Origin of the sequence: Halomonas sp. HAL1, assembly GCF_030544485.1 — a bacterium.
GTDB classification, from domain to species: Bacteria; Pseudomonadota; Gammaproteobacteria; order Pseudomonadales; family Halomonadaceae; genus Vreelandella; species Vreelandella arctica.
This window is the reverse complement of sequence record NZ_CP130610.1, coordinates 2,081,295-2,100,969: the sequence shown is the minus strand read 5'-3', so window position 1 is coordinate 2,100,969 and position 19,675 is coordinate 2,081,295. Positions and strand designations below refer to the sequence as shown.

10 protein-coding genes and 1 pseudogene are annotated in these 19,675 nt (G+C 55.9%); 8 read left to right on the top strand and 3 right to left on the bottom strand.

Translation table 11 applies throughout. The features are described 5' to 3' along the window. Positions 1–3: 3 nt before the first annotated feature. Positions 4–1,146, top strand: a complete 1,143-nt coding sequence (locus Q3Y66_RS09840; RefSeq protein WP_008957907.1) for an amidohydrolase family protein — start codon at positions 4–6, stop codon at positions 1,144–1,146. A gap of 684 nt (positions 1,147–1,830) precedes the next feature. On the opposite strand, the gene Q3Y66_RS09835 is transcribed toward Q3Y66_RS09840, so the two are convergent. From Q3Y66_RS09835 to Q3Y66_RS09825, 3 genes are all read right to left on the bottom strand, one after another. Then, a complete protein-coding gene (locus Q3Y66_RS09835; RefSeq protein WP_035586807.1) occupies positions 1,831–2,124 on the bottom strand; it encodes a hypothetical protein in 294 nt (97 codons plus the stop codon). 16 nt (positions 2,125–2,140) lie between these two features. After that, the gene (locus tag Q3Y66_RS09830) at positions 2,141–3,229 is read right to left on the bottom strand and encodes a DMT family transporter (protein WP_008957910.1); all 1,089 of its coding nucleotides are present in this window, start codon (positions 3,227–3,229) and stop codon (positions 2,141–2,143) included. A gap of 73 nt (positions 3,230–3,302) precedes the next feature. Next, the gene (locus tag Q3Y66_RS09825) at positions 3,303–4,682 is read right to left on the bottom strand and encodes an NAD(P)/FAD-dependent oxidoreductase (RefSeq protein ID WP_008957911.1); all 1,380 of its coding nucleotides are present in this window, start codon (positions 4,680–4,682) and stop codon (positions 3,303–3,305) included. A 402-nt stretch (positions 4,683–5,084) separates the two neighbouring features. On the opposite strand from Q3Y66_RS09825, the pseudogene Q3Y66_RS09820 reads away from it, so the two are divergent. The 7 genes and pseudogenes from Q3Y66_RS09820 to Q3Y66_RS09790 form a co-directional block, all read left to right on the top strand. Further along, positions 5,085–5,422 (top strand): annotated as a pseudogene (locus Q3Y66_RS09820) (transposase); the annotation flags it as partial. 822 nt (positions 5,423–6,244) lie between these two features. Next, entirely contained in the window at positions 6,245–12,229 is a 5,985-nt protein-coding gene (locus Q3Y66_RS09815) for a peroxidase family protein (RefSeq protein ID WP_008957912.1), read from the top strand. An 87-nt stretch (positions 12,230–12,316) separates the two neighbouring features. Then, a complete protein-coding gene (locus Q3Y66_RS09810) occupies positions 12,317–14,065 on the top strand; it encodes a type I secretion system permease/ATPase (RefSeq protein ID WP_008957913.1) in 1,749 nt (582 codons plus the stop codon). Then, positions 14,062–16,014, top strand: coding sequence for a calcium-binding protein (locus Q3Y66_RS09805; protein ID WP_008957914.1), 1,953 nt, complete (start codon positions 14,062–14,064; stop codon positions 16,012–16,014). The genes Q3Y66_RS09810 and Q3Y66_RS09805 overlap by 4 nt, the downstream gene beginning before the upstream one ends. A 9-nt stretch (positions 16,015–16,023) precedes the next feature. Beyond that, the gene (locus tag Q3Y66_RS09800) at positions 16,024–17,367 is read left to right on the top strand and encodes an HlyD family type I secretion periplasmic adaptor subunit (RefSeq protein WP_008957915.1); all 1,344 of its coding nucleotides are present in this window, start codon (positions 16,024–16,026) and stop codon (positions 17,365–17,367) included. A gap of 248 nt (positions 17,368–17,615) precedes the next feature. Further along, a complete protein-coding gene (locus tag Q3Y66_RS09795) occupies positions 17,616–18,356 on the top strand; it encodes a Crp/Fnr family transcriptional regulator (protein WP_008957916.1) in 741 nt (246 codons plus the stop codon). Between the two features lie 263 nt (positions 18,357–18,619). Then, positions 18,620–19,672 (top strand): type III polyketide synthase, encoded by a 1,053-nt coding sequence (locus Q3Y66_RS09790; RefSeq protein ID WP_008957917.1) that lies wholly within the window; start codon positions 18,620–18,622, stop codon positions 19,670–19,672. Positions 19,673–19,675: the final 3 nt, after the last annotated feature.

The window sequence follows — 19,675 nt, the reverse complement described above, 5'->3', positions numbered from 1 at the left end:
GTCATGAAACAGATCGAAAAAAACCTAGAGAGCCTGACAATGGGACGCCGTAGTTTTCTAACTGGCGCGGCTGCACTTGGTGTTGGTGCCGGATTGTCCATGCCTGCCATTATCTCCAGTGCTGCCGCGACAGAGACTTCGGTCATCGCGTTGCGAGACCAGGATCTGCCATTTATCGCCACGGAAGAGACCTATACCACCGAAGAACTGATCGCGCTGAACGCGATTAACGATCAACACGTAGAGTACCTCAGGGAAACGGGTCTTGCCGAACTCGGCTCTGGCCGCATCGGCGCAATGGATAAGGCGGGGGTCAATGTTCAAATTCTCTCCGCACATACGCCGGGTGTGCAGAATGTCCCCGGTCAGGAAGGCATCGATTTTGCCTATCGTCTCAACAAGATGATTGCCGATGGCCCGATGGCCACCTATCCGGGGCGGTACCAGGCCTATGCAACCTTGCCTCTGCAGAACCCGGAAGCATCAGCGGCCGAACTGGAACGCGCCGTTCGGGATGATGGCTTTGTGGGAGCCATGACCAATGGATTCATTGGCAACAAATTTCTCGATCATCCCGATTTTGAGCCCCTTCTGGCGCGCGCCGAGGCACTTGATGTGCCGATCTACCTGCATCCAGGTTTCCCACCGGAAGACGTGTTCAATATTTATTACAACACCATGCGGCCAGGGTATGACCAATTGTTCCAGAACTACATTTTTAGCGGTTCAGGATATGGATGGCACCAGGAAGTCATTACTCAATGTCTTCGACTGATCATCACTGGGGTGTTCGACCGCTTCCCCAATCTGCAGATGATTATCGGCCATATGGGAGAGGGCCTTCCGTTCTTCTACGAGCGTATCGTGGGAGATATGAGCGAGTCGACTGAAGACTCGCTGAACAAGCCTATCGGGCAATACTTCAGTGACAATTTCTGGTACACAACCAGCGCATTCTTCCAGGATGAACTGCTTCATCTTTTGCTGAGGTACATCAGTGTGGATCGAGTGATGTTTGGAACGGATTACCCGTTTGCAGACATGAAACAAGGAACCGACTGGTTTCGGGCAGTGGATCTGCCCCGTGAAGCCAAGGAAAAAATTGCGTTCCGAAATGCAGAAAAGCTGTTCGGAATAAAGGTCTGACGCATCCGCCCGGGATCGAATGATGCCGATTGGTTTTGGTGTCAGCGTGGCCATAACCGGAGATCACTTTGGCTGTATCTCAAGGGTACAGCCAAAGGATGCCAAGCGAAGCCCCTTGCCTCCCTCATAGTGGCCAACCACTCATCGGAGGTCTTATGTCCCCCAATCCAGATTCCACGGTCGTCAATCGGCGGTCCAGGAGGGCGCTGCCATCCAACGCAGTCGAAACGTTCAGGTCATGATCCTCCCCAGGTTAAGAACAAAGTATGGCTCAACTCAAGCTAATCATTTGCTAAATAGATAATGCCGACATGCTTGTCTTTGTTTGTGATGAGTATTGCTCAGGTTAAAAAGGGCATCAACTACCCCTTTCGGTGATTGCCCCGGGCATGGCGAGTCCATCGAGGGCGGCTCGGTAGGCGAGGAAGATAATGCTCAACAGTGGTTGAGCAGGGCGATAAGCGGGCGCTGTGAAGACGGACGCGCGCTATGCATCGTGCGTTAAAAATCGGTATCTGTGGCTAAGCTTCAGATCTTCGTGACGAAAGTACGGGCCTGGTATAAAGCTAAACTACTCAAAATAATGATTACCGCTACAGCCAAGATATCGGCACCCGGAAAACCCCAGAACTCAGACATATAATTCACTCCTCTCTAGTTGAATGATTGGGTAAAGCCCAATCGTCATGCCAGTTCGGTGTCCAGCATGCGCTGTCTACCGAAGGCATTAAGCCGGAACTTGAACAGTACTCGGCCGACACCAAAATAGCCCTTATCGTCTAGTTTCTCTTCCACACTCTCGATAATGCCAGTGGAAAATAGATCTGTTAGCGTCACCCGTGTATTGCCTTTCCAATAAGGGCCGGAAAGACCGTACTCACCCATTATGGTATCAGTGAGTTCCCAGTCCCAGATGCCCTCATCGCGCTTGGCGTTGATTAGCTGAAGTATTCGGCCTTTCATATGTAATTTTTTCACGTACTGGTGCTCCAGTTCATAAGTGAGCAGATGTGCGGTTACCCTCGGCATCGGTATTTTTCGAGACCGCTCGCACGACTTCAAGAACCTCGTCGTTCTCGGTATACATCACGAAGCCACCAGTCACAAACAGCGCCAGCCCAGCCAGGAAATTCCACTCTGGAAGCTCCAAAGTAAAGACAGCCAGGAAGATCACCGCTGAAAGGCCATAAAGTGAAGCAATTGCCTGTCCTCGGCCCACGCCAATGAGCGGAAATGACTTGTACCAAGAAACATAACAGAAGGCGAAGGTGACCCCAGCCAGCATAAGCCAGCCAATAGCGGCCCAGTTAAATGTTGCTACGACCAACTCGATAACAGGCTGGTCGGTGAACAGGTAAATAGCTGGCAGAATTAGTGCTACCCAATAAAGTACTTCGGCGGAAAAACGCACGGTGATGCCCACATCAGGATCGGCAACATCCAATCCTCGTCCAGCAATGGCCCCCTCAACGCCCCAACCCAAGGCTGCCATGGCGCCGCCCACGTAGCCGAGCCAGCCGCTCTCTCCAGTGCCTGTCAGCTCACCTATGATGCCTGGTGCATAAACCGTTATGCCCCCCGTGAGAATAATGAATATACCAATGGCCGCTCGCTTGGTAATTTTTTCCTGATACCAGAGGCGTGCCAAAGTGGCACCGATAATCGGATACATTAGTGCTGCGATAGCAGCGAAGGCCCCGCCAATGTACCCGATGGCTAGGTAGGATCCGAATATGGCCATCGGACCACCAAAAATGGCACCGATAAAGAACCACTTGGAGATGTTGCGCATCTGTCGAATGGTGCGTGCGTATTCGCCCCATTTGCCCAGTACTCCATTCCATACAAAAAGGAAGAACAGTACTGCAATCGCATTGAAAGTCGTAAGCACCGCTGCCGCCAGTAGAAACTCTGCGTTGGTGTCATAGTTTAGGTTGACGTAAGGCGCTTCAAACCAGACAGCGGATCCTGGGATATACCAGGCACCCCAGAGCACGGCGCACCAAAGGGCCCACATAAAACCCCATCTAATGCTGCTTGCGGTGAAGCGTGAACGAGCCTGAATCAGGCTTGTATTCGTCATTGACGTTTCCTTTTAATAATACGGAACGGCTTACTCGTTAGAGGCAGCACCGTTGCGATAGCGAACAACCTCTCTAGTGCACTGAGCTTAGAACCTGCTCCTCGCTTTCTGGCTTTTTGCTAAGGAAGGTCTCAAGAGAATCGTCCATTGCCTGCATCCACGGCGTGTGATGGGCCGGTGCCAGGGTGCCCGTGAGCGTTGAGCGATAACTTTTATCGCGATAGCCTAAAATATCCGCCTCTTTATGGTGCTCCCATTGTTTGAAGATATCTGTGACGGCCTCGACATCAAACGAGGGGTAATCAGTGGGCTGCAATAGATCACGGATGTAGGCGGCCTGAAAGTCGATTGCCTGGAACGGATTTTCGACCTCTTGTTCCCGGCTGACCCAATCTGCGCTGTCGGCGGCCATGGCTGCTTCACTGGGAAACGTGATTCGTTCCAGCATGACATCTCGCGCGTACCAGGCCTGGGCATCAAACATATTGAAGGTGAAGTACTGGTCCTGCATGCCGAGGAAGATCAGCTTGGGGTTTTGCTCCAGAAAGATGCCCTTGTATAGGCCTTCTGGATAGAGTCGATTATGAGTGTTCAGGGTCAGTTCGTCAGGCAGAAACGGAAAGTGGTGCTGGTACCCCGTACAGAGAATAATCGCATCCACGTCCTGACTACTGCCATCCTTAAAGTATGCCGTCTTGCCGACCACCTCAGTAAGGAGCGGCACTTCCTTGAAAGAGTCGGGCCACTCGAATCCCATAGGCTGGCTGCGGTAGCTGAAGGTCACTGACTTAGCGCCATATTTGTGGCACTGGGTGCCGATGTCTTCGGCGGAGTAGCTGCTACCAATGAGTAGCAGGTCCTTCCCAGCGAATTCACAAGCGTCACGAAAGTCATGGGCATGCAGAACGCGACCCGGAAACTGGTTGAGCCCTTCAAAATAAGGAGCATTAGGCGTGGAAAAATGACCAGTGGCCACCACCACGTAATCAAACTCCTCAGTCCGTAATTCATCTTGCTTGAGGTCTCTTACAGTGACCGCAAAATTACCGGTTTCTTCCGCATAGTCGACCCAGTGGACAGCCGTGTTGAAACGGATGTACTGACGCGCGCCACTCTTCTCGACTCGCCCCATGATGTAATCACGAAGCACCGCCCGGGGAGGATAGGAAGGAATGGGGCGGCCGAAATGCTCTTCAAAGCTGTAGTCTGCAAACTCCAGGCATTCTTTGGGGCCATTTGACCAGAGATAGCGATACATGCTGCCGTGAACGGGCTCACCGTAGGCATCAAGACCAGTGCGCCAGGTGTAATTCCATAAGCCGCCTAGATCACTCTGCTTTTCATAACAGACGATCTCGGGAATGTCGGCGCCGGCGAGGCGTGCTGCTTCAAAAGCACGGAGTTGGGCAAGGCCGCTAGGGCCAGCCCCCAGAATGGCAATTCTAAAGCTCATAATGTGTCTCGGTTGATCGTCTTAACGAACGAGCGCTTGGCTGGTTCAACGAAAAAATAAAAATAGTCGTGGCTGGATACCGCTCGCTAAAAGCAGTACCCGATAATCACTGATAGAGAGTCACGCGGGCGCGCGCCCAATGCAGAAAAAAATGCCGGCTTAAAAGCCAGAGAGTTCTGGTTGCCAAGAAATTCAGGTAATGCGCTTCAGAACGAAAAGTGTACGTTCTGGCGGTAATACAAGGTGTCGAAGCGCCACCAACAAAGGCGAGAGCTCGAATAGATTGGAAAAGCAGCGCGTTGCCACTCTTTTATGCGTCAGTCATTCAGAACAGCTACCCTAACACAGAACGGCTGGCCTTATCGGCGAGCGTGACGGAAACGTACTTTAAGCTCCGATGCCAATTGCTATTGGAGTTCGGCCTGTCCGGATTGCTCAATGAAGCCGTAATGTACTGCAGGTATCTATCGGCGTATCAAGCGCTGGGAACACGAAAAGGTTCTGGAGGCGGTAAAAGCTCGATTGGATCAGGCGAAGGGTATAATGCGCCTCCGTTGTCAGACGGTCGAGCATCCCTTTGGCACGTTAAAAGTGTGGATAGGAGCGACGCACTTTTTAATCAAAGGGCTTAAGTTAAGAACGGCAGTATGGAAATGAGCTTTCATGTGCTTGCCTGCAACATAAAACGCGTCATGAATATCCTCGGTTCCAAGAGTTTAATCCAGGCAATGCGAGCATAGGGCAGCTGATCCTGGCTCTACCGGACTTAGTAGAAGTCGGTGACGCTCTATAGAAGGTATTTTTTAGGCTTTATCTCGAACAACTTCAGATGTGGAAATAATAAAGGAAGGCACTCTGAAGCGTATTGCTAGCCGATAGTCGTGCCAATACGGCTGAACGCTGTAATCGCCAACTGATTTTTAGGTTTTAACACAGCCTCGACCGTAATGAGCAATATTCGTCAATGCTAATAAGTGAAGTTTAATAGTTCATCCATGGAGTGGGTATATCAGAGCGCCCAGGCAAATTAATCTCCCTGCTACTCTAAACGCATGTTAGGTTCTTAAAATAACGCCGTTCATACTCGACCGGTAGCAAACTATCCCTCGTGCCGTCATCTCGCCATTACCTAAGCGGTTTTAGGCCGCCCCCGCCAAGGAATTAACACTCTGCAAGATCCCGCCACTTATCGTCAAAGCAAAGGTTCAAGCAGATACCGTTCAACACCTAACCGTCGTTGTAATGGGCTGCCCATCTGCTACGGCATAGGCTTCATTATCAAATTAGAGTTTTCTGGCCAAGCTAAAGCCTCAATTTCTGATGACTTTAATGCTTTCTCTCACCGCTAAATCTACCTCTTTTTGGATGAGTAACTTAATCCTTATTAATTAACTTTCCAAAGCTAACTAATGAAGATTTTGAGGAGGTGAAAATATATTTCTGAATGTAATCTTGTGTAAGCGAGAGGTATGAGGAAAGTTACCTTAGCTGAGGTGTCGGTCGAGGTGTGACGACAGTTTAAAAAAATAAGTAGCAGTGCCCGATGGGGCCTGGGAGGGAACATGGCTGTCAAACTGAACCAACATGATCTTCAGTTCATTCTGGATCAGATCAAAATTGCAGAGGCGCATTCCGCGGGAACGCCGCTTGAGGAGCTTGTCGATAGTCCGCTTCTGCCCACGGGCCTGCGCACTGTTGATGGCAGCTACAACAACTTCGGGATCGGCCGCGAGCAGTGGGGTTCTGCGGGCGAACTCTTCGGCCCCATTGCTGAGGGATCGTTGGGGCAGGGGAGTGGTGCCTTTCCAGAAGGCTTCGGCTATCCCACCAACAACGATTACGGCGTAGTGGGTGACGTGGTCGATGCCGAGCCGCGCCTGATCTCTAACCTGATCGTCGATCAAACCCTGGACAATCCGGCGGTGATCGCGACGGCACTCCAGCATGCCGGAATGAACGGCCAGCCGATGCTCGACGCGATGGGCGAGATCCGCGCCCAGCACGACCTCGTGCGGGCGCTCAACGATGCCGGTCTCGAAGAAACGCCCATCTACGCGGCGCAGAAGGAGGAGCTCGATACGCTGCTAGCCTCTTACGGAATCGAGATGGATGGCGTAACGGTCATGCTGCCGAACGTGGCCCCGGACGAGGGACTCTCGGCCTCCTACAATTCTGTCTTCACGTTGTTCGGCCAGTTCTTCGACCACGGGCTCGACCTGGTGGCAAAAGGGGGCAACGGTACGGTCTACATGCCGCTGTCGCCGGACGATCCGCTGTACAACCCTAATAGCCCCACCAACTTTATGGTGATGACGCGCGCTGCCACTGACGATTCAGCGGGCAATGTCACCACGCCGTGGGTGGACCAGAACCAGACCTACACCTCGCATCCGTCGCACCAGGTCTTTTTGCGCGAATACGCGATGGTTGATGGCCAGCCCGTGGCGACAGGTAACCTGCTCGACGGCGCCCGCGGCCTGCCGACCTGGGCTGACATCAAGGCCCAGGCGCGCACGCTTCTGGGTATTGAGCTTACCGACAAGGATGTGGGCGCCGTTCCGCTGGTGGCGGTCGATCCCTACGGCGAGTTTATCCGCGGCGAGAATGGGCTCCCCAAACTGATCACCGGCTTCGACGGCGCGGGTAACCCTATCCTGACCGAGGGGAATTTGGCGGCACCAATCGACCCGTCAGTGGTCGGTGCGGCACGCACCGGCACAGCATTCCTAGACGACATCGCCCATGCCGCCGTCCCTGTGCTTGCGGGCGGCGAACTGCAAGCGGACGATGATTCCGAGACTGGTTACAGCGGCGACTTCGGCCCCCGCGGCACTCAGACCGCCTATGACAACGAGCTGCTAGACGCGCACTATATCAACGGCGACGGCCGCGGGAACGAGAACATTGGTCTGACCTCGATCCACCACATCTTCCACTCCGAGCACAATCGCATTGCGGAGCAGGTGAAGGAGGTGGTGCTTGAGAGCGGGGATCTCGACTTCCTGAACCAGTGGCTGACCGGCCCCGACCTCGCCTCCTGGCCCAGCGCGGCTGAGATTGAGGCGCTATCGTGGGACGGCGAGAGAATTTTCCAGGCAGCGCGCTTCACGACCGAAATGGAGTACCAGCACCTGGTCTTCGAGGAGTTCGCGCGCAAGATCCAGCCGGATATTGACGTCTTCATAGTCCAGCCCGACGCCGAACTGAACCCGGTCATTTTTTCCGAGTTTGCGCACGTGGTCTACCGGTTTGGACACTCAATGCTCAACGAGACGGTCGACCGCATCAATGCGGATGGCAGTCGTGATGACATGAGCCTGTTCGACGCCTTCCTGAATCCATTGGCCTTCGGTTCGGACACCGTGAGCCATGACCAAGCGGCGGGCGCGATTCTGCGCGGTATGTCAGCACAGACCGGCAACGAGATCGACGAGTTCGTCACCAACACGCTGCGCAACCAGCTCCTCGGTATTCCGCTTGACCTTCCCGCGATCAACATTGCGCGCGGTCGGGACACCGGCATGCCTACCCTCAACGAGGCCCGGGCGCAGTTTATGGAGATGGCGGATGGCGACTCGCAGCTCAAGCCATACACCAGCTGGGCCGATTTCGCCGAGAACATGAAGAACCCCGCCTCGGTCATCAACTTTATAGCGGCCTACGGCACGCACGCGTCGGTCACTTCAGAAGATACCATCGCTGGCAAGCGTGCGGCGGCCACCGATCTCGTTCTCGGTGCCCCGAACGAAAGTGCGGCTGAGCGGGAGGCGCGCCTCGATTGGCTAAATGCGCCGGCCGAGCAGACGGGCGTGAACGACATCGACCTGTGGATGGGCGGCCTCGCTGAGAAGAAAATGCCCTTTGGCGGCATGCTCGGCTCTACCTTCGCCTTCGTCTTTGAAATGCAGCTCGAGAACCTGCAGGACGCCGACCGGTTCTACTACCTGTCACGGACCCAGGGGCTGAACCTGCTGACGGAGCTGGAAAACAACTCCCTGGCCAAGATGGCTTTGGCAAATACCGACCTCGGGGAAACCGGCTTTGCGATCCCGGGCGATATCTTCTCGACACCGGATCACATTCTCTATGTCGATTACGCCAAGCAGATGCAGATGACCGAGGTGGACGATCCTCAACATGTGGATCCTTTCCTCCAATCCGCCTCTCAGCTGGTCGAGCGCGGGGCGCCCGATGCGCAAGGTGACGGCGCCTACCTGCGCTATAACGGCGACGACCACATTGTCATCCAAGGTACGGACGGCGCCGACCGAATCGTCGCTGGCGGTGGCGACGACACCGTCTGGGGCGGCGCGGGTGACGACCGGATTGAAGCCGGGTACGGCGTCGACAAGATCAACGGTGGAGAGGGTGACGATATTATCACCAACGCCGGGACCGATATCGGCGAAGTCGACATGCTCAAGGGAGACGAGGGCAACGACGTCATTCATGGCGGCAGCGGCGCGGCGCTGATCTTCGGTGGCCGTGGCAAGGACTTCCTGATCACCGGCCCGGACGGATCCGAGATCCGCGCTGGTATGGGGGACGACTTCCTCCTCGGCGGCGACGGTCCCGACATACTCTTCGGCAACGAGGGCCACGACTGGATCGAGGGTAAGAGTCGCTTCGAGTACATCGCTGGCGACAACGGTGAACTCTTCTTCAACTCCACGGTGATCGGCCACGATGTCCTCAACGGCGGGAATGGCGACACGGACTACGATGCCGACTCGGGCGACGACATCATGGTGGCGGGAGAAGGCATCCAGAAATTCATCGGCATGTGGGGTCACGACTGGGTCATCCACAAAGGTCAAAGCGTGGCGGCTGACGCCGACATGAACGTGGAGGTCTTCACCACCCTGCCGCTGGAAGTGCTGCGAGACCGTTTCAGCCAGGTAGAGGCGATGTCGGGTTGGGTGTATGACGACATCCTGCGCGGCGACGATAGGAGTGACGAAGAGGATGCAGTCACACCGCTCATCGCTGACCCGACGCCTGAAGGTAACTTCATGCACAACGAGCTCGATCAGGCAGGCATCGACCGCATCGACGGCCTCGACCAGCTAATTACCCCCGATATGATGCGCAACGCGGAATACTGGGCTGATGGCTCCGGTGCTGAGAAGTCGGTGTTTACCGGCGGCAACATCCTGCTGGGCGGTGGTGGCAGCGATACGATCGAGGGACGTGGCGGCGACGATGTCATCGACGGCGACGCATGGCTCAACGTGCGCATCGCTATCATGACGAACCGCGATGGAACTGGCGATGAGATCGCTACGGTCGACAGCATGGACGGGCCGGTGACACTCACCATCAACGGCACGGCGGTCACCCGTCCGCTGTCGGCCTGGATGGTCGAAGGCCGGATCAACCCCGGGCAATTGCAGATCGTCCGCGAGATCCTCGAGGACGAGTCCGGTATCGATACAGCCGTCTATTGGGGCGATCGCGACGCCTACGAGATCGCGGTGGACGAAGACACCGGCCGGCTCACGGTGGCGCATGTCGATGTGGATGATGCAGCGGTGGATCCAGTAAGCGGGAAGAACCGTCTCTCGGACGGCACCGACCTCGTCAGCAACATCGAAGTGCTTTCCTTTGGGGATAGCGACCTGCGGGTTATTACCGGCACCAGCGGAAACGACGTTGGCGCGACGCGCCTCGAGGGCACCGAAGGGGACGACATCCTGATCGGCCTCGCCGGTAACGACAACCTGCTCGCGGCTGGTGGCGACGACCTTGCCTTTGGCGGTGCTGGCGATGATCGCCTAATCGGGGCCGACGGTAACGACACTCTCGATGGCGGCGAAGGGGATGATTTCCTCAACGGCGGGAATGGCGACGATACGCTACTGGGCGGCGCCGGAGCGGACGACCTTCGCGGTGGTGCCGGAGACGACTTTCTCGACGGCAGAGAGGGGAACGATATTCTCTTCGGTCAAGCTGGCAACGACACGCTCGAAGGTGGCGCCGGTAATGACGACCTCAACGGCGGTGGTGGCAACGACGTTCTGAACGGCGGCGAGGGCGATGACGTCCTGTTCGGTAGCGCCGGTGATGACCTGCTGATCACCGAGGCCGATGGCGGGCGCGACATCCTTGATGGCGGCAACCAAGTCGATACCGCAGAAATCCGCGGCAGCGCCGGTGAAGCCGAATCTTTCGCGATCCTCGACCGGACCAATGCGGTGGCGCAGGGCTTTACCGACCTCGACGCGGGAACGGAGATCGTCATCGTTCGGAACGGTGTGGTGATGGCGGAACTCGCCAACATCGAGGAAATCGTCATCGATGGCCAGGGAGGCGGCGATACGTTTACGATTGCCGGCGACTTCACTGGAACCAGCCTGGCGATGAGCACCATCCACGTGATGGGCTCGGAAGACGACGATGTCTTGGATATCTCGGCACTGAGTTCCGCACATCGGGTGGTGTTCAAAACCATGGGCGGCCACGATACGGTCGTGGGTGCACTCAGGGAGCAGGATGTCGTCGAACTTGCCGACGGCACGATGCTTGCCGACCAACCAGTCGAGGCCAACGAAGCAGGCGAGGCCCAGGTGGGCGACGGCGAGAACTCCGTCAGCTTCGAGATCCCCACTGAGTCGCAGCAGCCCGGAGAAAGCGATAGCGGCGGTGACGACGATACCGAGGAGGATGACGAATCCGACGACGAGTCAGAGCTCGAGGATGATGAGGAGGATATCGTCGCCCCTATCCCGGTAGCAGCGATGGCTGGCAGCGAAGGCGCTGATGCGCTGGTCGGAACGGCAGACGGCGAGACCATCATGGGCTTGGGCGGTCGAGACGTCGTCTTCGGCCATGACGGCGACGACGACATCCTCGGCGGCGACGGCGCGGACATGCTCTACGGCGATGACGGCGACGACCGCATTCTTGGCGAAGACGGGAACGACTTCATCAATGCCGGGGCTGGCGATGACACGGTCTTTGGCGGCGACGGTGATGATCTGTTCGTGGCCGAAGCCGATGACGGCGACGACACCTACTACGGCGACGACATGGTGGGCGGCGGCGGCAGTGACACGCTGGACATGTCAGCGATCACAGCAGCGATCACGGCAGATCTTGGCACCGGCTTCATGGGGCGCGGCAGCGTCTCGAGCGCTGAGACTGGCCATGATGTGCTGTGGAGTGTCGAGAACATCGTCACGGGCTCGGGAGACGACACGATCACGGCGAGCCGCGCGGCCAACGTGATGGACGGCGGGGCGGGCAATGACACGTTCCGCTTCCTATCTGCAGCGGATGCGGACGGCGATACCATCATGGGATTTCAGCCGGGCGACCGTATCGATCTCAGCGGTGTGGACGCGAATGGCTGTGCAACGGGAAACCAGAGCTTCACATTAGTGACGGAGGCTTTCACCGGCGCGGGCCAGCTTATGTTCAGCCATCAAACGCACGACGGCGAAGACTACACCGTCGTTCAGGGCAACACGACCGGAGATGACGATGCCGATTTCTCCATCAGCATCAAGGGTCGGCATGAGCTGGGAGTGAGCGACTTCAACCTATAACGAACGACAACGATAACAATAACGAACCCTGCGGGCGTACCCGTCTGCAGGGAACGCCCGTTCACGTAGGGTGCAAGGGGAGTTCACATGCGCAAAAAAGACGCCAGTACGTCGGCGAAGCGCAAGAGCGCAGAACAGCTGACCAAAGGTTTCCGAGGTATCTTTTTCTTCCTGTTCGGCATGTCGGGGATCATCAATATCCTCGCCCTGACCGGTGCCTTCTACATGCTACAAATTTACGACCGGGCGCTGACCAGCGGGAGTATTTCGACGCTGGTCGCCATTTCCGTGCTGGCGCTCGGCCTGTATTGCTTTCAGGGGATGTTCGACACCATCCGCTCTCAAATTCTTGTTCGTATCGGCGCGCTCCTCGACAGAAGAGTCGCGCCGTTGGCCCATCGGGTCGCTATCGACATGCCGCGCTTCGGGTTTTCGACCGCTGAATCACTGGAGCGTGGTCGCGACGTGGATACGGTGCGCGGCTTTCTGGGAAGCCAGGGCCCTGTGGCGCTGCTGGACCTTCCCTGGATGCCGCTTTTTCTCTTGTTTGTCTACATCCTGCACCCCTACCTTGGCGCGCTGGTTTTCCTCGGCGGATTCATCCTGGCTATGCTCGCGATTATCACGGAGTTGAAGACATCCAAGCTGAGCAGTGCCATGCAGCAGGCTGCCGTCACCCGCAACACCATCGCTGATTCCAATGCTCGCAATGCGGAGATCCTCAAGGCGATGGGTTTTGCCGGGCGTGCGGTGGCGCGCTTCAATCGGGCGAACGATGATCATCTGGAGTTGCAGACACGAACCAACGATGTCAGCGGCACCTTCGGCGCGATCTCTCGGGTCCTGCGGATGGTCCTGCAGTCGGCGGTTCTTGGCCTTGGAGCGCTGCTCACTATTCAGGGAGAGCTCAGCGCTGGCGCGATCATCGCCGCATCCATTGCCTCCGCGCGGGCACTCGCCCCCATCGATCTTGCGATCGGCAACTGGAAGAACGTCGTCGGTGCGCGAACCGCGTTTGCACGGCTGAAGGAAACCGTCATGGCGCTGGCGGAGACGGACGAGCCGATGGAGCTGCCCAGCCCGAGTTCATCCCTTAAGGTCGAGAACATTACCGTCGCAGCCCCCGATTCCGGACAAGTTCTGCTCAGCGAGCTGAGCTTCGAACTCAAGGCCGGTCAGGCGATTGGGATCATCGGTCCTAGCGGTGGCGGCAAGACCACGTTGCTGCGCGCGTTGACAGGCATCTGGCCCGTGCTGCGAGGAAGCGTGCGGCTTGACGAAGCAGAGCTCTCGCAATGGCACGACGAAGCTCTCGGTCAATTCATCGGCTATCTGCCTCAAGAGGTCGCGCTGCTTAATGGCACGATCGAAGAGAACATTTCGCGGTTTCAGGAAACACCGGATTCCCGTGCGGTGGTGGAGGCGGCGATGGCCGCAAGCGTCCATGAGATGATCGTGCGCTTGCCCAACGGCTATCGAACGCAGCTCGGCTCGCTGGGTACCTCTCTATCAGGCGGCCAGCGGCAGCGGATTGGACTCGCCCGCGCACTGTTCGGCAACCCCTTCATCGTGGTGCTGGACGAGCCCAATTCCAACCTCGACGCCGAAGGCGAAGCAGCGCTGACAGCGGCCATTCAAGGCGTTAAGCAGCGTGGCGGCATCGCCGTTGTGGCGGCTCACCGGCCAAGCGCTCTGGCTGCCGTTGATCTTGTGGCGGTGATTCAGAACGGCCGGTTGGCCGCCTTCGGACCGAAGGACGAAGTCATTGGCAAGTCCAACGTGCGAGCGGTGCATTCTGCCAAGCCGCCGATTAAGGAGGCGTCCGTCGGATCATGATTAACGTCAAAGGCACCAAGAACGCCTTACCCGAAACTGATACCTCTCAGCGCTACGTTCTGAAAAGCGGGGACGAGGTCTCTGGGACGCCTCGCTTGATCGTCGGCTTACTCATGGGGATCGCTGCTTACCTGGGCTCGATCTTCTCCTGGGGCCGGGAGAGTGAACCCCAATCGCAGCCGGAAGAGCCAGCCGCCGGTGCGGCGGAGGGCGAAAGCCAAGAGGGCATGGTTGACGACATCGCCTCCCCGCAAACAGTCCCTGATATGCCCGATCCCGAACCTCCCGGCTCTACAAGGCCGCCGGTCGCCGATGCTCCCGGGTCATCGCCCCTACGCTATCAGGGCGAAAGCGAAGGCGCACCCGCAGTAGTCAGACCTGCAAGCGGCAATGCAGTCGCTGAGAGGGTGGATCGAATGGGCATCAGCCCCAGCATATCGCCTATCGACATTGCTAACCCCGCCGGTCATCGTTTCCCTTCACCACCGAACGACAATCCGCTCGTTGAAGGCAATGATCCCACGGACGGCGATGGTTCTGCGGTTAGCGAGGATGCCACGGATAACGATAGTTCTACGGATAGCGAGAGACCGACTGATACCGATAGTTCCAAGGATGGCGACCCACTCGACCCCGTAAATGAGGACGACGATGACGAGGTCTCACCGACGGGCAACCGTGCTCCTCGCGTGTCAGGCCCCGTTTATCTGCTGGACGTGGCACCCTGTGCGGCGCTCGCCATCGCCCTGGGCGATCTGCTGAGCAAGGCAGAGGACCCCGATGGCGACGTCCTCTCGGTTCAAAACCTGGCTGTGTCCTCCGGCGAGCTTACAGAAGTGGACGGCGGTTGGGTGTTCCAGAGCGGCAGCGGGCAACCGGGGCCGGTGACCCTCCGCTATGAGATCACTGACGGCGACCTTACGATCGAAGCCGTCGCCCACTTTTCCGTTGTCGAACAGCCCGTTATCGTAGGAAGCGTGGTAGACGACATGTTTCTGGGCAGCCTGTGTGCCGATGAGATCGACGGCGCAGGCGGCGATGACAACATTGATGGACGGGCCGGCAACGACGTTATTAATGGAGGAGCAGGCGACGACCACATTGTTGCGGGAGACGGTGATGACGTGGTGTTCGGCGGCGATGGCAATGACATTATTTTCGGCGGCGCGGGAAACGACCATCTTTTCGGTGGTGCAGGCGACGACAGGCTATTCGGCGGTGACGGCGATGACGTGATCTTCGGGAACACCGGTGGGGATCACCTGAGCGGTGGAGACGGCGACGATTTGCTGCTCGGGGGCGAGGGTAACGACGTGATTAGCGATGGAGCAGGAAGCGACAAGGTGTTCGGCGGCATGGGAAACGATCGGATTGTGGCATCGCTCGACGCGGACGATGACGTGTACGACGGCGGCGCGGGCACGGACACCCTCGACTACAGCCACGCGACGGAACGTCTCGTGGTGGATCTTATGAACGGTGTCGCCAGCGGCGTAGAAATCGGCCATGACGCTATCACCGGTTTCGAGAAAGTGCTTGGAGGCCGAGAAGCCGATCACTTCATTCTCGGCAGTGAATCGGTCGCGCTCACGGGCGGCACGGGTGATGACGTCTTTGCGTTCGCCAGCGCCGGTGGGGTTCAACCTAACGCCGTTTCGCACGTGATCATGGACTTTGGGGTTGGAGACCGTATCCGGATCTCTGAATACGAGATTTTCTGGAAGGCCGATGACGAGCCGGAAGACCGTTTCGAACACATCTACCGCGATAACGACGATGACGATTCGCCAATACGCTATCGGCACGATCGGGACGATGGAAACGAGTGGACCGTGATCGAGACCGACTTTGAGGACGATGAGATGTGGGCGACAACCGTCACGCTGCACGGAAGACACAAGCTTTCGTGGTCAACAGAGCGTGACGATGGTCTCGAATGGCTATCTTAGGAGCACACAATGAGCACATATGATCCTTCCGGCACGCCTCTTTTAGAGGAAAAAGCCAAGCGCTTACCGAATCCAGAAAACGCTTTTCGGCTCGGCCCGCGAGTGTTCGTGGGCACGGCTCTCGCCCTGTTTCTGCTGTTGGGAGCCGGCGGCTGGGCCGCGAGCGCTCAACTCAGTGGGGCCGTCATCGCGCAAGGATCCGTGACGGTGGATCAGAATCTTAAGTCGATACAGCATCGTGACGGCGGCATCGTCGGCGAGATTGCCATTAGGGAAGGGGACTTTGTTCGAGCGGGAGATGTGCTGCTGCGGCTCGAAGACACACAGACAAAGGCGGAGCTTTCAATCGTGCGTTCTAAACTCGTGGAATTGGCCATCAGGAGAGCGCGGCTTTTGGCAGAGCGGGATGGGCTTGCGGCAATCGAGTTCCCGACCGATTTGGATGCAAACGACTCTCCGGATGTTTTCCTCGGCGAAACACGCCTCTTCGACGGCAATCGCACAAGTCGCCAAAGTAAGCAGCAGCAGCTCGAACTCAGCATCGAGCAAATCGAAGAGGAGATAAAGGGGCTGGAAGCGCAGCGGCAATCGAAAGACGAGGAATTCCGTCTCGTCGAGACCGAATACTCAGGAAATAAAGGTCTCGCTGACAGAGGGCTGATTGCACGAACCCTCCTCGTGCCGATGGCCCGTGACAGAGCACGCATTTCGGGTGAACGCGGTGAGATCCACGCATCCATCGCCAGAGCGAGAACCCGCATGAGCGAAATTCGCCTCCAGATTATTGCGATCGACGAGAACGCCCGTACCGAGGCGCAGCGCGAATTAAGTGCCGTGGAAGCGGAGTTTTCGGAGCTGCGTGACCGGCGCATCGCCATCGAGGATCGGCTGGCGCGAACGGATATTCGCGCTCCGATTTCTGGAACCGTTAATGAGCTGAACATCCACACGGTAGGAGGCGTGATCACGCCGGCCGAAGAGCTTGTCACCATCGTTCCGGAGGACGCCAAACTGAAGGTCGAGGTGAAACTTGCGCCGATAACCATCGACCAAGTCTGGGTCGGCCAGCCGGTCAGACTCCGTTTCACTGCCTTCAACCAGAGAACGACGCCGGAGCTTAAAGGCGAGATCGTCTATGTTTCCCCTGCGACGTCACGCGATGATGTGACTGGCGAGATCTACTACCTGGGCGATGTTGACGTTTCTGAAGAAGAGCTTGAGAAGCTAGGCGTTACCACGCTGCTGCCTGGTATGCCGGTCGAAGTCTTTATCACGACCGAAGAGCGCACCGCACTGACGTATTTTGTTAAGCCTATTACCGATCAGTTCAGCAGGGCCTTCCGAGAAGAGTAAAGCAGCGTCATCTGCCTTTGGAGCTAGGCTTTTCTCAGCCGAAGCTGTAAGCGAACCAGGATTGCCAGTCTCAGGGCTGGCTTAACTCAATGCTCATGTTGGAACGGCGTACTTAGGCAAGCCAATTAATTATTGTCGCTATCAATTTGTACTCACGGAGCGCATGATAAAAGCTATTTTTCATTGTCTATTGACGAGCAGTCAAAATGTTGCATCCGGCTTCATATCTGCAAATTATGGAGACCTCTATGGAAACCCGACTCCTCACGCCTAACCTTCTTATTATCCGTAAGTTGGAAAACGTTTTGCTTCTTAATGATGAAGAGAAGCAAGCAATACAGAATTTATCAATAAAGACAATTACCCTTCATTCAGATCAAAATGTATTGAAAGTTGGCGATCATCCTACGCAATGCTGTCTAGTTATTGAAGGATTTACATGCGCTTATAAGCTGACCTCTGAAGGCAAGCGCCAAATAATATCCCTTTATATACCCGGCGACATTCCTGATCTACAAAGCTTACATTTACCTTTTCTGGATATAAATGTTGCCTCAATCACGCCCTGCATACTTGGCTTTATTGAGCACGATGATTTACATAGCCTCTGTGAGCTCTACCCGCGTCTTTCTGTCGCTCTTTGGCGTGAGACATTGATGAGCGCTTCTATCACACGCGAGTGGCTTTTGAATAACGGGCAACGGCCTGCCTATAACCGAATTGCCCATCTTATCTGTGAGCTGTTGGTTCGACTTGAAGCGGTAGGGTTGGCTACGGAATCAACCTTTGATATGCCCATTACCCAGACCGAGTTAGCAGATGCGACAGGTATGACGCATATTCACATGAATAGAGTACTCCAGGCGCTTCGTACTGATGGGTTAATTAGTAATAATAAAAACCAGATAACCGTACCTGATTGGCAAAAACTCAAGGAAGCGGGGGAGTTCGATCCGCTTTATCTGCATTTAGTGGCAGAAACTGCATAAGATTCATTTAACTTTTTTTCCTATATATTATCAATATGCTAAATAGTGAGAGTGTAACTTCCTTTTAAATGTCCCAGGGCTACGTTGATAGAACTATCTTGATAGGGCGATGTTGTTAGGGCTGCCTTGGTCAGTAGCATCCCTAATTCCCCAGCAAGACTTGGGTTGATGTGCAAAATGCAAAATGGACTGGATCTTACCGAGCAGGTCATTCTGAATCACTGACACAGCGGATAAGCCTGAGGTAATCAAGGAGCGGTGAAATGACTTCAGTATTTATCAATCGCATTGCCACTGCTGTTCCGGACTTTGATATACATAGCAAATTTATCGAATACTGTCCGCGCCTGCTGCCGGATAAACGTTCGGTAAAAGTGTTTCAGCGCATGGCGGAAAGGGCGCAGATAGAGCACCGATACTCGTTCCTGGAACCCCATTTAGATGAAGATAAATTGGACCTAGGAGGCTTCTATAAAAATGAAGCTTTTCCTGACACTCAGGCGCGCATGCAGTTTTACGAACGCTTCGCTTTCACCTTGGCGAAGCGCGCACTGGGTCAACTTGACCTCTCTAGCACCACCCACTTGGTGACGACTACCTGCACTGGGTTTTATGCGCCGGGACTGGATCATCAATTGATTCACCATTATGGGCTGCCAGGGAGTGTCGAACGCACCAATGTCGGCTTCATGGGCTGTTACGCTGCGATTAATGCGCTTAAGTTAGCTCGACACATTGTTCGCTCGGAGCCAGACGCTAAAGTGCTGGTACTCAATCTTGAGCTCTGCACCTTGCATCTTAAACCCACGGGAACGCTCGAAGAGATTTTGTCGTTCGCCATTTTTTCCGATGGTTGTGCCGCAAGCATCGTGACGGCAGAGCCGGCTGGTCTTGAAATACAGGGTTTCAACACTGATGTGCTACCGGAAACGGAAGCATTAATCACCTGGCGTATTGGCAACCAAGGCTTCGATATGCAGTTATCAGGGAAGGTACCTGGCGTTATCGCCAGCCACTTACCGCTGATGATGACTAAGCTGCTGGATGGTTATCAACGCAGTGATATCGCGCACTGGGCTATTCACCCCGGTGGGCGCACGGTATTAGATGCTGTAAAAGCAGGGGCAGAGCTTGAGGAGAATCAACTGATGGCATCGCGGGAGGTGCTTAGAAAGTTTGGCAATATGTCGTCGGCCACTATCATGTTTGTGCTTCAGGCAATGATGAACAACCCCAAGAAGCCGGGCCCAGGCCTCGCCATGGCCTTTGGGCCTGGGCTAACGGTCGAAAGCATGCTTTTTGACCTTAAGGGATAAGGC

Excerpts from the sequence above, each read along its gene's own strand:
- Q3Y66_RS09830 (WP_008957910.1), bottom strand. The coding sequence starts at position 3,229 with ATGACGAATACAAGCCTGATTCAGGCTCGTTCACGCTTCACCGCAAGC.
- Q3Y66_RS09800 (WP_008957915.1), top strand. The coding sequence starts at position 16,024 with ATGAGCACATATGATCCTTCCGGCACGCCTCTTTTAGAGGAAAAAGCC.
- Q3Y66_RS09840 (WP_008957907.1), top strand. The coding sequence starts at position 4 with ATGAAACAGATCGAAAAAAACCTAGAGAGCCTGACAATGGGACGCCGT.
- Q3Y66_RS09825 (WP_008957911.1), bottom strand. The coding sequence starts at position 4,682 with ATGAGCTTTAGAATTGCCATTCTGGGGGCTGGCCCTAGCGGCCTTGCC.
- Q3Y66_RS09790 (WP_008957917.1), top strand. The coding sequence starts at position 18,620 with ATGACTTCAGTATTTATCAATCGCATTGCCACTGCTGTTCCGGACTTT.
- Q3Y66_RS09815 (WP_008957912.1), top strand. The coding sequence starts at position 6,245 with ATGGCTGTCAAACTGAACCAACATGATCTTCAGTTCATTCTGGATCAG.
- Q3Y66_RS09810 (WP_008957913.1), top strand. The coding sequence starts at position 12,317 with ATGCGCAAAAAAGACGCCAGTACGTCGGCGAAGCGCAAGAGCGCAGAA.
- Q3Y66_RS09805 (WP_008957914.1), top strand. The coding sequence starts at position 14,062 with ATGATTAACGTCAAAGGCACCAAGAACGCCTTACCCGAAACTGATACC.
- Q3Y66_RS09795 (WP_008957916.1), top strand. The coding sequence starts at position 17,616 with ATGGAAACCCGACTCCTCACGCCTAACCTTCTTATTATCCGTAAGTTG.